This window comes from Actinomadura meridiana (genome assembly GCF_039537545.1).
Lineage (GTDB): Bacteria > Actinomycetota > Actinomycetes > Streptosporangiales > Streptosporangiaceae > Spirillospora > Spirillospora meridiana.
This window is the reverse complement of sequence record NZ_BAABAS010000027.1, coordinates 82707-95910: the sequence shown is the minus strand read 5'-3', so window position 1 is coordinate 95910 and position 13204 is coordinate 82707. Positions and strand designations below refer to the sequence as shown.

The following is a 13204-nucleotide window of genomic DNA, read 5'->3' as shown; positions in this document are numbered from 1 at the left end:
TCCGGCGACTCGAACGTCGTATGGGAGGCCCGTGCGGCTCCTCACAGGTCGGGGTCGGACGGGTGGTCGGCGGTGCCGTCGGTCGTCGACGCGGCGGGCTCGTCGCTCGCCAGGCGGTTGAGCAGCTGCGCTCCCAGCCGTAGGACCTCCTGCTCGACCTCGCTGAACTCGGCGATCGCGGAAGCCAGCCAGGCGTCCCACTGCGCGACCTCGCGGGCCAGGGACTGCCGCCCGGCCTCGGTGATGGCGACCACCGCCTGCCTTCCGTCCCGGGGACCGCGGTTCCGCGAGATCAGGCCCTCGCTCTCCAGCTCGGCGAACACCCTGGTCAGGGTCTGCGGGAGCCGGTGCTCGGCGGCGGCCAGCTCACCGGCGGTCGCCGGACCCGACCGGTTCAGCCTGCCGAGCACGCTGAGCTTGCTGACGCTCAGAGATTGGGCCGAACGCTGCGCGCGCAATCGCCGTGACAGGCCGATCACCCCTTGGCGGACCTCGGCGGCCGTTTGCAGCTGGAACGCTGAATAGGAACTACCCATGGACGAGGTTCGCGGTGGTTCGATCCCGGGTTCGGGCATCTGCGCGCGAGGTTGATCGCCATGTGCGCGGTGCTGGCCACCTACGCCTCGGCCCTGGCGATCGAGCGCCGCGCGCACCTGCACGTCGACGTCGTCGTCCAGGCGGTCGTCCTGGCGCTGTCGGCCGCCCGCGTGCAGCGCCGGGTCGACCGACTTGACCGGCTGATCGGCTTCGCGGTCCTGCCCGCCACCGCGATGGCGGCGACCGGCGCGCAGTGGCTCATGGCCGTCCACCCAGCCGTCGGCGACACCCTGTTCGTGGTCGTGATCGCCGCGTCCATCTGGGTGCGCCGGTTCGGTTCCCGTGCCGTCCGCGCGGGCACCCTGATGGTCCTGCCCTTCGTCGCCATCCTGGTCGTCCACGGCCAGGCCGCCGCGATGGTCACCTGGCATGGCGCCCTGTGGTCGGCGGTGATCGCCCTGGTGGCCTGCGCGTGGGTCACCGTACTCCAGTTGCTCGCCGCGCAAGCTGGCTTCGGTGACATCCCCACCCGGACGACCGTGCCTCCCGTCCGGCCCGGCGCGCGGCGCCTCTCGCCCTCCACTCGACTGGCGTTGCAGATGGGTACCGCGCTGGCGGCGGCGTTCGTGGTCGGACGCACGCTGTGGCCACAGCACTGGGCGTGGCCGGTGCTCACCGCGTTCATCGTGTGCAGCGGCGCTCGCGGTCGAGGTGATGTGCTGCTCAAGAGCCTGCTGCGCACCCTGGGCGCGGGCGTCGGCACCCTCGCGGCGGCTCTGATCGCCGGGTCGTTCGCCCCGCACGCCGATGGCGCCGTCGTAGTGATCTTCGTGGTTCTCGCGGTGGCGGCCTGGCTACGAGAAGCCAGCTACGTCTACTGGGCCGGTGGCGTCACCGCGGGCCTGTCCCTGCTGTACGACTGGTTCGGGGAGCCCCCGGGCGACTTGTTGCGCACTCGCCTGGCCGGAATAGCCGTGGGAGGAGCGCTCGGTCTCGCCGCCTCCTGGCTGGTGCTGCCCATCAGGACCGGCCAGGTACTGCGGCGACGCGCCGCCGACGCGGTGGCGGCCCTGGGGGGTGTGCTGGCCGCCGCCTGCGACAGCGCGGGAGTTGAGAAGGACGAGCTGTGGCGGCGCCAGCGCGGATTCGAACACGCGGTAGGGCAGTTGGAGCAGATCGCCCGCCCGCTGCGCGCCCGCCGGACGCTGGAATCCCGATGGGCGCCCGGCCGCCCCCACCAGGCCGACGCCATCGACCTGATCCGCGGCTGCCTCCCCGAGGTGAGGACACTGACCGAGGCACTGCCTGAACTCCGCCCCCTACCTCCGTGTGTGACCGACCTCGGTGTCGCCGTCTCGGCCAACGCCCTGGCAGCGCTCAAAACGATCGGCCGCCGACCGGAAGCGCACCTTCGGCAAGCAACGGCCTCCGCATCCCGTGACCCCGACAGCACGCCAGCGATAACCGCCCTGGAGCAGATCAACCACCGGCTGACGGACCTCACAACCGTCTTCAGCACACCACCGGGCCCCCGGTGAACAGACCGACCTGCAGCGGCCCGATGGCTCAGCCAGTACATTGGGCGAGTGTCGGATCAATGATCCAGCGACTCGAACAGTGTATGAGGAGTGTTGTGGGCCATATCGAGGTGAGCCGCCTGACCTACGCGCCGCCGGGCGGCCGGACCCTGCTGGACGGCGTGTCGTTCCGTGTCGGGGCCGGGACGAAGGCGGCGCTCGTCGGCCCAAACGGCGCGGGCAAGACCACCCTCCTCCGGTTGATCGCGGGCGACATCGCGCCGTCGGACGGGGGCGTGACGAGTTCTGGCGGCCTCGGCGTCATGCGCCAGTTCATCGGTCACATCCGCGACGGCCGCACCGTCCACGACCTGCTGTTGTCGGTGGCCCCTGCTCGGCTGCGCGACGCGGCGGACGCCCTGGCGAGGGCGGAGAGCGCGCTGTCAGAGAGCGAACGGAGCCAGCTCGCCTACGCCCAGGCCATCACCGACTACACCGACGCGGGCGGATACGACATCGAGATCGTCTGGGACACCTGCACGACGGCGGCGCTCGGTCTGCGCTTCGACGAGGCGAAGGACCGTGGGGTGACGACGCTGTCCGGCGGCGAGCAGAAACGTCTCGTCCTGGAGGCGCTCCTGCGCGGTCCGGACGAGATCCTGCTGCTGGACGAGCCCGACAACTACCTGGACGTACCGGGCAAGGAACGGCTGGCGGAAAGGCTGTGTGGCACGAGCAAGACCGTGCTGCTCGTGTCGCACGATCGCCAACTGCTGGCGGACACCGCTGACCGCGTCATCACGGTGGAATCCCGCGACGTCTGGGTGCACGGCGGCGGGTTCGCGGGCTACACGCAGGCCCGTCGTGACCGCACCGACCGCCTTCACGAACTGCGGCGGCGCTGGGACGACGAACATCAGCGCCTCAGACAACTCGTCCACACATTGCGGCAGCGCGCCACCAACAACGACGCCGTCTCCTCCGCCTACCAGGCCGCTCGCACCCGGCTTCAGCGTTTCGAGGAGGCCGGGCCGCCGCGAAGCGCCCCCAAAGAGCAGAACGTGCGAATGCGGCTGCGTGGCGGGCGCACCGGAAAGCGTTCTCTTATCTGCGAATCGCTTGAACTGACCGGATTGGTCCGCCCTTTCGACCTTGAGGTTTGGTATGGCGAACGAGTCGCGGTCCTCGGCTCGAACGGCTCGGGCAAATCGACATTCCTGCGCCTGCTCGCCGGAGACGACATTCCGCACGACGGGACGTTCCGGCTGGGCGCGCGGGTCGTGCCCGGCCATTTCGTCCAGACGCATGTGCGGCACGATTTGCAGGGCCGCACACCGGCGCAGATCGTCATGGCGGAGAACGCGCTGACCCGCAACGACGCGATGGCCGCGCTCGCCCGCTACGAGCTGGCACCCGCCGGATCCCGGCCGTTCGAGACCCTGTCGGGAGGCCAGCAGGCCCGCCTGCAAATTCTGCTGCTGGAACTGTCGGGCGCGACCCTGCTGTTGCTGGACGAGCCGACCGACAATCTCGACCTTGCCAGTGCCGAGGCATTGCAGGAGGGATTGGCGTCCTATTCGGGCACGGTCCTCGCGGTCACCCATGACCGCTGGTTCGCCGCCGAATTCGACCGTTATCTCATTCTCGGAGCGGACGGCGACGTCCACGAGTCGGACGAGCCCATCTGGGCCCCGTTCCCCGTCGGCGGCGGCCGGTAGCGTGTCGGGCCGAGGGTGAGGAGGCCGATGTGGGCGACTGGCCGGGCAGCGACCTGAGCGACGAGGAACTCGACGTCGCGTACAACGTGCGGCGCAAATCCGGGACGGAGGCGATGAACCTCCATCTGGCCCGCTACAAGACCGAGTCCGAGCAGGCCGTGGCCGGTCTCCCCGGGCATCCCGGCGTCGTCTACGACGAGACGAGCGGCGAACGCCTCGACGTCTGGGGTATCGACGACCAGGCCCTCCGACCCGTGTTCGTCTTCTTCCACGGCGGTTACTGGTTCGCGCTCTCCCGCGAGGAGTCGTCGTTCATGGCGCGGACGCTCCACGAGCAGGGCATCGCGACCGTCGTCCCGGACTACACGCTCGCGCCGAAGGCGACGCTGGAGGAGATCGTCCGGCAGGCGCGCGCCGTGGTCGCGTGGGTGCACCGGCACGGCCGCGAACACGGTCTCGACCCGGACCGGATCGTGGTCGGCGGAAGCTCGGCGGGCGGGCACCTCACCGCTATGACGATGGTCGGCGGATGGCAGCAGGATTACGGGCTGTCCGAGGACGTCGTGAAGGCGGTGATGCCGATCAGCGGTCTGTTCGACATCAGGCCCGTCACCCGCATCTACGTGAACCAGTACGTGCGGCTCGACCTGGAGCGGGCGGCGGCGCTGAGCCCCGCGCTCCTGCCCGTCGGCGCGCGTTGCCCCGCCGTGTTCGTCGTCCCGGAGAACGACGGCACCGGTTTCCTGGAGCAGTCTCGCCTGTTCCAGCCGCACTGGGAGGCTGGCGACCTGATGGTGGTCCCCGGACGCGACCACTTCGACGTCGTCCTCGACCTGGGCGACCCCGACTCCACCGTCGGCAGGACGCTCATCGACCTCGTCCGGTCCGTGTGATCATGGCGCGGTGATCGCTTCGGCCTCGCGGCACAGGTGGTCGAGCATCAGCCGGGCGGACGGCGTCGGCGCGCGGCCGGCGGGCAGCGTCACGCCCACCTGGCGGCGGACGCTCTCCAGCGGCACCGGCAGCGGCGCGATGTCCGCGTCCGTGCGGGCCACCAGTTCGGGCAGCGCGGCGATCATGTCGGTGTCGCGGACGAGGGTCCGCACGGTCAGCACCGACGTGCACTCGACCAGGTTCTCCGGCGGGACGAGCCCGTCCGCGCGGAACACCTCCTCCAGCTCGGCGCGCAGCGCGGTCTGCTCCAACGGCAGCACCCACGGATAGTCGAGCAGGTCGGCGAGGCACAGTCCCGGCCGGGCCCGCGCCGGATGATCACGCCGGGCGACGAGCCGGACGGGTTCGCCGTACAGCGTGATCTGGCGCAGGCCGCGCTGGTCGCCGATCGGGTTGAGACGGCCCAGGATCAGGTCGATCTCCCCGTCGAGCAGGCGCGGGACCTGCGCGTCGAACGTCGCCTCCCGCACGATGACCGTGATGCCGGGACGGTCCCGTTTCAGCGCGGCGATCGCGCGGGGCAGCAGTACGTTCGACCCGGCGAGCAGCGTGCCGATCGTGACGGTGCCGACATCGCCGTCCGCGAGGCCCGTGATGCGTTCGCCCGCCCGGCGCAGTTCGGCGAGGGCGGCGCGGGCGTGCTCGACGAAGACGTCCCCGAACATCGTCGGCGTCGCGCCGCGCGGCCCGCGCGTGAACAGCTCGACGCCGAGGACGCCCTCCACCTCGCGCAGGCTCCGGGTCACGGCGGGCTGCGCGAGCCGCAGATGCTCGGCGGCCCGCAGGACGCTGCCCTGGTCGGCGATCGCGACGACGAGGACGAGATGGCGGAGCTTCAGCCGCCCGTTGAGCAGGTCGATCGCGCGCATGTCCGACTTGGTATCACAGTTTCGTGATAACTCGACCGCCGATTGGTATTTGTCAGGCATACCTTCGCGGGCGGAGGATCGAGGGTGTCGAGCCGAGTGGGAGGAAGCGATGAAGGCTGAGCACTACGTCGGCGGCGCCTTTCGTTCCGACGGATCGGCCTTCCCGCTCATCGCGCCCGCCGACGGCTTTGAACTCGGCACCGTCCCCGAGGCGACCCGCGAGGTCGTGGACGACGCCGTCACGGCGGCGCGCTCCGCCCTGCGCGGCCCCTGGGGGACGGCGAGCGCCGAGGAGCGGGCCGCCGCGCTGCGCTCCGTCGCCGACGGGATCCAGGCCCGGTTCGAGGAGTTCGTGGACGCCGAGGTCGCCGACACCGGCAGGCCCCGCGAGTTCGCCAGGACGGTCGACGTCCCCCGCGCCGTCGGCAACTTCCGCGCCTACGCCGACCTGCTGTATGGACGTCCCGAACGCGCGTACACGACGCGGGTCCCGGGCTGGAGCGCGGGCGCGGGGGAGGCGCTCAACTACACGGTCCGGCGACCGCTCGGCGTCGTGGCCGTCGTGTCTCCGTGGAACCTGCCGCTACTTCTCTCGACATGGAAGATCGCGCCCGCGCTCGCGTGCGGCAACGCGGTCGTGTTGAAGCCGTCGGAGGAGACGCCGTCCACCGCGACGCTGCTCGCCCACGTCATCGACGACGCCGGACTCCCGGACGGCGTCTTCAACGTGGTGCACGGCCACGGCCCGGACGCGGCCGGGGAGTTCCTCACCGGGCATCCGGACGTGGACGCGATCGCGTTCACCGGCGAGTCCGCCACCGGCGCGGCGATCATGCGGAACGCCGCCGACCACGTCACGCCCGTCTCGTTCGAGCTGGGCGGCAAGAACCCGGCGCTGGTGTTCGCCGACGCCGACATCGACGCCGCCGTCGCCGGGACGGTCCGCTCGTCGTTCACGCACTCCGGCCAGATCTGCCTGTGCACCGAGCGCGTCTACGTCGAACGCCCGATCTTCGACGAGTTCGTCACGCGGCTCGGCGAGCGGGCGGGGGCCCTGGACGACTACGGCCCGATGATCTCCGCCGAGCACCGCGACAAGGTCCTGGCGTACTACCGGCTCGCCCGCGACGAGGGCGCCACGGTCGTCGCGGGCGGCGGGACGCCCACGTTCGGCGACGACCGCGACGGCGGCTTCCATGTCGAGCCGACCGTCCTCACCGGGCTCCCGGAGTCGGCCCGCGCCGTCCGCGAGGAGATCTTCGGCCCGGTCTGCCACGTCGCGCCGTTCGACACCGAGGACGAGGCGCTCGCGCTCGCCAACGACAGCCCCTACGGGCTCGCCTCCACCGTCTGGACGCGGGACCTGTCGCGCGCGCACCGAGTGGCGCCCCGCGTCGAGACCGGAATCGTCTGGGTGAACTGCTGGAACCTGCGTGACCTGCGCACTCCGTTCGGCGGGGTCAAGGCGTCCGGGATCGGAAGGGAAGGAGGAGAGTACTCCCTGGACTTCTTCTCCGAACCCGTGAACGTCTGCATCCAGATCTGAGAGCGAACCACGTGACCACCACGAACATCGACGACGCCGCCGAACGGCTCGACGGCGCGTACACGCACGGCGTACCGTGCGACCCCGTCCGCGACCTGATCACCACCGTGGAGGACGCGTACGCCGTCCAGAACCTGATGACCGAGTGCTGGCTGGACGAGGGTCGCCGCCTCACCGGACGCAAGATCGGCCTCACGTCGCGGGCCGTGCAGGCCCAGCTCGGCGTCGACAGCCCCGACTTCGGGATGCTGTTCGCCGACATGGCCGTCCCGGACGGGGCTGAGATCCCGGCGGGCGCCGTCCTGCAACCGCGCGCCGAGGCCGAAGTCGCCCTGGTCCTCGACCGGGACCTGACCCACGAGCGGCACACCGTCGCCGACGTGATCCGCGCGACGGCGTTCGCGCTGCCCGCCATCGAGGTCGTCGGCAGCCGCGTCCGCGACTGGGACATCACGCTCGCCGACACCGTCGCCGACAACGCCTCGTCCGGGATGTACGTGCTGGGCGGACGCCCCGTCCCCCTCTCCGACGTGGACCTGCGCCTGTGCGGAATGGTGATGGAACGGCGCGGCGACCAGGTCTCCACCGGCACCGGCGCCGCCTGCCTCGGCCACCCGCTGAACGCGGCCCTCTGGCTCGCCGACACCCTCGTCCGAGTCGCCCGCCCCCTGCGCGCCGGGGACACCGTGTTGACCGGTGCCCTCGGCCCCGTCGTCGCAGCCGCCCCCGGCGACGTCTTCGAGGCCCGCATCGAAGGCCTCGGCGACGTCCGCGTCGCCTTCGGCAAGGAGCCCCGATGACCGCAGCGAAGCGAGGATCTTCGGGGCTCCCCTCCGGGGGTCTGGGGGTCGCCCCCCAGAGAGGCAGGAGCTGATGGTGGACGTGAACCTGCTCGCGAAGCGGCTCGACGACGCCGCGCGTGGCCAGCAGGCAATCACACAGCTCACCCACGACACGCCCTTCGACGTGCCGCTTGCGTATGCGGTGCAGCGGGCCGGGATTGAGCGGCGGCGTCATAGGGGGGAGCGGCTCGCCGGGGTGAAGATGGGGTTCACCAGCCGCGCGAAGATGGCGCAGATGGGCATCGACGACGTCATCTGGGGCCTGCTCACCGACGCGATGCTCACCGACGGGCCCGTGGACATGTCCCGGCTCATCCACCCGCGCGTCGAACCGGAGATCGCCTACCTGATCGGCCGCGAGGTCCGTTCGGCCGCCGACGTCGAGACGGCCGTGGCTGGTGTCGCGGTCGGGTTCGAGGTGCTCGACTCCCGGTACCGCGACTTCAAGTTCACCCTCCCGGACGTCATCGCCGACAACGCGTCGGCCGCGCGGTTCGGGTTCGGGGCCTGGCATCCGCCGTGCGACGTGTCGAACCGGGGGATGCTCCTGGAGATCGACGGGCGTCCCGTGGAGACGGGCTCGTCCGCCGCGATCCTCGGTGATCCGGCGCGGTCGCTGCGGGCCGCCGCCCGGCTCGCGCTCGGCGCGGGTCTCACGCTGGAACCCGGGTGGGTCGTGCTCGCGGGCGCCCCGACGGCGGCCGTCCCGCTGCCGAAGGACGCGCACGTGCGGATCACCGCCGCCGGGCTCGGCTCCGTCGAGGTGACGACATGACGGACGACGCGATCCTCGTCGACGGCAAGGCCCCGCCGCGCGGACGGTTCCCGCATATCAAGCGGGCGGGCGACCTGGTATTCGTGTCCGGGACGAGTTCGCGCCGCCCCGACGGCACGTTCGCCGGGGCGTCCGCCGACGCGATGGGCGTCACCGACCTCGACATCCGGGCGCAGACCCGCGCCGTCATCGAGAACGTCCGCGATCTGCTGCGGGCGGCGGGCGGCGACCTGTCCGACCTGGTCAACGTCACCGCGTACCTGGTGAGCATGAACGACTTCGGGGGATACAACGAGGTCTACGGGGAGTACTTCGACGAGACCGGTCCCGCCCGCACGACCGTCGCGGTGCACCAGCTTCCGCACCCCCACCTGCTCATCGAGATCTCGTGCGTCGCGCACGTCCCGAGGAACCGCCCACCCGGTAAGGAGGCCGGAGCATGACCCTGCCGCAGCTCTCGTTCGGACATCCCTTCAACTTCGACTCGTGGATCGACGAGCACCGCGACCTGCTGAAACCGCCGGTCGGCAACGTCCAGGTGTTCCAGGACGCCGGGTTGATCGTCATGGTGGTCGGCGGCCCGAACCAGCGGACCGACTTCCACGACGACCCGAAGGAGGAGTTCTTCTACCAGCTCAAGGGCAACATGGTGCTGCGCGTGATGGAGGAGGAGGGCCGTCCGCCCACCGACGTTCAGATCAACGAGGGCGACATCTTCCTGCTGCCGCCGCACGTCCGGCACTCGCCGCAGCGGCCCGAGGTCGGGTCGATCGGCCTGGTCGTGGAGGTTCCGCGTCCGGAGGGCACGACCGAGGCGTTCGAGTGGTACTGCACCGAGTGCCACCATCTCGTGCACCGCGCCGAACTCCAGGTCCGCTCCATCGTGGACGACCTGCCGCCCACGTTCCAGCGCTTCTACGACGGTGACCGCACGTGCGCGAACTGCGGCGCCGTCCACCCGGGCAAGCACTGGCCGCAGGCCATGATCCCGGCCACCGCGCCTCGCGACTGACCGGGGGACCCGTGACGGTCATCGACGTCCACACGCACGTCTTCCCGCGCATCGCCCGGCGGGAGGGCGGGGTCCTCGCCGACTCCGGGCAGCCGTGGCTGCGCGTCGACGAGGGCGGCACCGGCATGATGATGAGCGGCGACGACGAGTACCGGCCGGTCGGGGAGGCGCTGTGGGACCCGGCCCGCCGCCTGGCCGACATGGACGCCGCGGGCGTCGACGTCCAGGCCGTGTCGTCCACCCCGCTGATGTTCGGGTACTCCGCCGAGCCGGGTCGCGCCGCCGACTGGTGTGACCTGGTGAATGAGCGGATCCTCGCGTTCTGCGCCGACGCGCCCGACCGGCTGCTGCCGCTCTGCCAGGTCCCGTTGCAGGACCCGGCGCTCGCCTGCGACGTCGCGTCGCGCGCGAAGGCGGACGGGCACCGCGGCGTCCACATCGGCAACCATGTCGGCGACCGCAACCTCGACGACGACGGGATCACCGCGTTCCTCGCGTACTGCGCCGGGCTCGGCCTGCCGGTGCTGGCGCACCCGTGGGACATGCTCGGCGCCGACCGGATGCGCGGCCACATGCTGCCGTGGCTGTGCGGGATGCCCGCCGAGACGCAGCTCAGCATCCTCGGGCTGATGCTGTCCGGGGCGTTCGAGCGGATCCCCGAGTCGTTGCGGCTGTGCTTCTGCCACGGCGGCGGCAGCTTCGCGTTCCTGCTCGGACGCGCCGACAACGCCTGGCACCGGCGCGACATCGTCCGCGAGGGGTCGCCGCGCCCGCCGTCGGAGTACCTCGACCGGTTCTACGTCGACTCGGCCGTCTTCGACCCGCGCGCCCTCCGCCTGCTCGTGGACGTGATGGGCGCCGACCACGTGATGCTCGGCACCGACTACCCGTTCCCGCTGGGGGAACTGGAGCCGGGCGCCACGATCCGCGGCTGCGCCGGACTGGACGACGCCGAATGCGCCCTCCTCCTCGGCGGCAACGCGCAGGTGTTCTTCGCCACCGCGCCCGCCGCCGCTGACGATCTGGTGACCACCGAAGGAAGCACCCCGTGAACCGTGAAGAGGAGGCGCGGCGGCTCGACGAGACCGACCCGCTGCCCACGCCGCGCGACGAGTTCCTGGTCCCGCCCGCGCCCGGCGGCCGATTCGACGAGGCCGCCTACTTCGCCGGGAACTCCCTCGGCCTCCAGCCGAAGGCCGTCGCCGGGCTGCTCTTCGAGGAGCTGGACGACTGGGCACGCCTCGCCGTCGAGGCCCACACGCAGGGGCGCCGCCCGTGGGTCGACTACCACGAGCTGGCGCGCGAGCCCGCCGCCCGTCTCGTCGGGGCCCGTCCCCACGAGGTCGTCGCGATGAACTCGCTGACCGTCAACCTGCACCTGCTGATGGCGAGCTTCTACCGGCCGGCCGGGACGCGGACCCGCATCGTCATCGAGGACGCGGCGTTCCCGTCCGACTCGTACGCGGTCGCCAGCCAGGCCGCCCACCACGGCCTCGACCCGGCCGAGGCCGTGGTGCGGCTCCGTCCTCGCCCCGGCGAGGACACCCTGCGCACCGAGGACGTCCTCGCCCATCTCGAACGCGAGGGCGACACGGTCGCGCTCGTGCTGCTCGGCGGCGTCAACTATCTGACCGGCCAGCTGTTCGACATCCCGGCGATCACCAAGGCGGGCCGCGCGGCCGGGGCCGTCGTCGGCTGGGACCTGGCGCACGCCGCCGGGAACGTCCCGCTGCGCCTGCACGACTGGGACGTCGACTTCGCGGCCTGGTGCAGCTACAAGTACCTCAACAGCGGGCCGGGCGCGGTCGCGGGAGCGTTCGTCCACGAACGGCACGTCCGGGACGAGTCCGTGCCGAAGCTGTCGGGCTGGTGGGGCACCGATCCCGCCGTCCGGTTCCGGATGGATCCCGACATCTCGCCGCCCTCGTCCGCCGACGCCTGGCAGCTGTCCAACCCGCCGATCCTGGCACTGGCGCCCGTCCTGGCGTCCCTGGAGATCTTCGACCGGGTCGGCATGGACGCCCTGCGCGCCAAGAGCGAGCGTCTGACCGGGTACCTCGCGTCCCGGCTCGCGTCCATCGGTGGCGTCACCGTCATCACGCCCCCGGACCCGGCGGCACGTGGCGCCCAGATGTCGCTTCGCGTGCCCGACGCGGGCGGTCTCACCCGCCGCCTCGCCGGGGACCACGGGGTGATCGCCGACGCCCGCGAACCCGACGTCGTCCGCCTCGCCCCGGTCCCGCTGTACTGCACGTTCCACGACTGCCACCGCGCTGCCGACGCGCTCACCGATGCGCTCGGATGACGGCGGTCACCAGGGCCAGGCCCGCGCCGATGCTCACGACATGCTCGACGACGGCGACCGCCGCGTACTCGGCGGGCACGAAGCCTCCAGGACTGAAGACGACCATCGCGAGCTTCCAGGCGCTCCAGGCGAACAGGGAGCCGGACGCCCCGAACGCCAGCGTCATCGGAACCCACTGTCGCAGCCGGGCAGGGCGCCGGTTCGTCAGCGTCCACACGCTCCACGCACCCGCCAGGGCGCACATCCCCGAACTCGCGTTGAGCAGCTGCCCGTTGAGGTCCCAGTGGTCGCGATGCCCCGGGTCGAAGCCCGCCGTCCCGCCCAGCGCCCAGTACGACCAGAGCAGGCCCAGCCCGGCGGCCGCGACCACGCCCGCCGTGGCCAGCACGGATGAGGGGGCCGGGCCGTCGCCGACCCTGCCGAGGAACGCTCGCGGCCACCTCTCCCGCAGATAGATCGGCAGCGCGACGGCCAGGCCCACGGCCGTCCCGGCGAAGCCGAGGCCGAGGAAGACCGTCTCCCATCCCGGCATCGCCCCCGAGCCGTCCCCGCCGCCGTCGCCACCACTGTCGGCGCCGCCGTCCAGGTCGACGCCGAGCATGCCCAGCCCGACCGAGGCCACCATGTACGGAAGCATCGGGACCAGGAAGCCCGCGCCGACCCACGAGAAGAAGAGCACCGGACCGGCGCGGAGCCCGCGCCCCCACAGCTGGGCCAGCGCCAGCCCCAACGCGACCCCCGTCGCCGACATGACCACGGTGACCGCGTTGAGCACGACCCAGTCGGCCTGGCCGAAGTCGTCCGGCCCGTAGCCGAACAACCCCACGGCGACCCACACGACCTTGACGGCCAGGTAGAGCGACATGCTGGTCGCCGCGCCATAGCCCGCGAGCCTGCGGATCGTGCTCCAACGCGCGCCCACGCCCATGGCAACAGGCGGTCCTACCGAAACCCGTGTCATCCGAATCCGCACCTCCCGAGATCAGCTCAATGAGCCTCCCGGAGCGGTGATCCGGCCAGTACCCGCCGAGGTAGGAATCGTGGGCGCGCGGTTCCCCCATACGGGTGAGCTTCAGGAGGCGCCGAGCATCCGCAGCAGCAGGCGGTCACGCGAGCGGTCGGGGACCTT

General features: G+C 71.5%; 13 protein-coding genes. 10 read left to right on the top strand and 3 right to left on the bottom strand.

The annotated features are described in order from the left end of the window. Positions 1-41: 41 nt before the first annotated feature. Positions 42-536 carry a MarR family winged helix-turn-helix transcriptional regulator gene (locus ABD808_RS34335; RefSeq protein WP_344906323.1) on the bottom strand — a complete coding sequence of 165 codons (495 nt, stop codon included), beginning with the start codon at positions 534-536 and terminating at the stop codon, positions 42-44. Positions 537-596: 60 nt separating this feature from the next. On the opposite strand from ABD808_RS34335, the gene ABD808_RS34330 reads away from it, so the two are divergent. From ABD808_RS34330 to ABD808_RS34320, 3 genes are all read left to right on the top strand, one after another. Next, complete coding sequence (locus ABD808_RS34330) at positions 597-2075, top strand: FUSC family protein (RefSeq protein ID WP_344906201.1); 1479 nt, start codon at positions 597-599, stop codon at positions 2073-2075. A gap of 83 nt (positions 2076-2158) precedes the next feature. Continuing rightward, complete coding sequence (locus ABD808_RS34325) at positions 2159-3772, top strand: ABC-F family ATP-binding cassette domain-containing protein (protein WP_344906198.1); 1614 nt, start codon at positions 2159-2161, stop codon at positions 3770-3772. 29 nt (positions 3773-3801) lie between these two features. After that, positions 3802-4665, top strand: coding sequence for an alpha/beta hydrolase (locus ABD808_RS34320; RefSeq protein WP_344906195.1), 864 nt, complete (start codon positions 3802-3804; stop codon positions 4663-4665). Here ABD808_RS34320 and ABD808_RS34315 read toward each other — a convergent pair whose 3' ends face one another. Continuing rightward, the gene (locus tag ABD808_RS34315) at positions 4666-5595 is read right to left on the bottom strand and encodes a LysR substrate-binding domain-containing protein (protein WP_344906192.1); all 930 of its coding nucleotides are present in this window, start codon (positions 5593-5595) and stop codon (positions 4666-4668) included. It abuts the gene before it with no gap. 109 nt (positions 5596-5704) lie between these two features. Between ABD808_RS34315 and ABD808_RS34310 the strand changes: the two genes are divergently transcribed. The 7 genes from ABD808_RS34310 (at position 5705) to kynU (ending at position 12075) form a co-directional block, all read left to right on the top strand. Further along, a complete protein-coding gene (locus ABD808_RS34310; protein WP_344906190.1) occupies positions 5705-7141 on the top strand; it encodes a 2-hydroxymuconic semialdehyde dehydrogenase in 1437 nt (478 codons plus the stop codon). A gap of 11 nt (positions 7142-7152) precedes the next feature. After that, positions 7153-7941 (top strand): 2-keto-4-pentenoate hydratase, encoded by a 789-nt coding sequence (locus ABD808_RS34305; RefSeq protein WP_344906188.1) that lies wholly within the window; start codon positions 7153-7155, stop codon positions 7939-7941. 73 nt (positions 7942-8014) lie between these two features. Then, positions 8015-8758 (top strand): 2-keto-4-pentenoate hydratase, encoded by a 744-nt coding sequence (locus ABD808_RS34300; protein WP_344906186.1) that lies wholly within the window; start codon positions 8015-8017, stop codon positions 8756-8758. Next, positions 8755-9201, top strand: coding sequence for a RidA family protein (locus ABD808_RS34295; protein WP_344906184.1), 447 nt, complete (start codon positions 8755-8757; stop codon positions 9199-9201). The genes ABD808_RS34300 and ABD808_RS34295 overlap by 4 nt, the downstream gene beginning before the upstream one ends. Then, a complete protein-coding gene (locus ABD808_RS34290; RefSeq protein ID WP_344906181.1) occupies positions 9198-9770 on the top strand; it encodes a 3-hydroxyanthranilate 3,4-dioxygenase in 573 nt (190 codons plus the stop codon). The genes ABD808_RS34295 and ABD808_RS34290 overlap by 4 nt, the downstream gene beginning before the upstream one ends. An 11-nt stretch (positions 9771-9781) precedes the next feature. Continuing rightward, positions 9782-10822 (top strand): amidohydrolase family protein, encoded by a 1041-nt coding sequence (locus tag ABD808_RS34285; RefSeq protein WP_344906178.1) that lies wholly within the window; start codon positions 9782-9784, stop codon positions 10820-10822. Further along, positions 10819-12075, top strand: a complete 1257-nt coding sequence (kynU, locus tag ABD808_RS34280; RefSeq protein ID WP_344906175.1) for a kynureninase — start codon at positions 10819-10821, stop codon at positions 12073-12075. Before ABD808_RS34285 ends, kynU begins: the two co-directional genes overlap by 4 nt. On the opposite strand, the gene ABD808_RS34275 is transcribed toward kynU, so the two are convergent. After that, positions 12056-13003, bottom strand: coding sequence for a hypothetical protein (locus ABD808_RS34275; RefSeq protein ID WP_344906172.1), 948 nt, complete (start codon positions 13001-13003; stop codon positions 12056-12058). The two genes, kynU and ABD808_RS34275, sit on opposite strands and share 20 nt — an antisense overlap. Positions 13004-13204 lie beyond the last annotated feature (201 nt).

Coding starts and splice junctions, on each gene's coding strand:
- ABD808_RS34330 (WP_344906201.1), top strand. CDS start 597: ATGTGCGCGGTGCTGGCCACCTACGCCTCGGCCCTGGCGATCGAGCGC.
- ABD808_RS34315 (WP_344906192.1), bottom strand. CDS start 5,595: ATGCGCGCGATCGACCTGCTCAACGGGCGGCTGAAGCTCCGCCATCTC.
- ABD808_RS34310 (WP_344906190.1), top strand. CDS start 5,705: ATGAAGGCTGAGCACTACGTCGGCGGCGCCTTTCGTTCCGACGGATCG.
- ABD808_RS34295 (WP_344906184.1), top strand. CDS start 8,755: ATGACGGACGACGCGATCCTCGTCGACGGCAAGGCCCCGCCGCGCGGA.
- ABD808_RS34290 (WP_344906181.1), top strand. CDS start 9,198: ATGACCCTGCCGCAGCTCTCGTTCGGACATCCCTTCAACTTCGACTCG.
- ABD808_RS34325 (WP_344906198.1), top strand. CDS start 2,159: ATGAGGAGTGTTGTGGGCCATATCGAGGTGAGCCGCCTGACCTACGCG.
- ABD808_RS34275 (WP_344906172.1), bottom strand. CDS start 13,003: ATGGGCGTGGGCGCGCGTTGGAGCACGATCCGCAGGCTCGCGGGCTAT.
- ABD808_RS34335 (WP_344906323.1), bottom strand. CDS start 536: ATGGGTAGTTCCTATTCAGCGTTCCAGCTGCAAACGGCCGCCGAGGTC.
- ABD808_RS34300 (WP_344906186.1), top strand. CDS start 8,015: ATGGTGGACGTGAACCTGCTCGCGAAGCGGCTCGACGACGCCGCGCGT.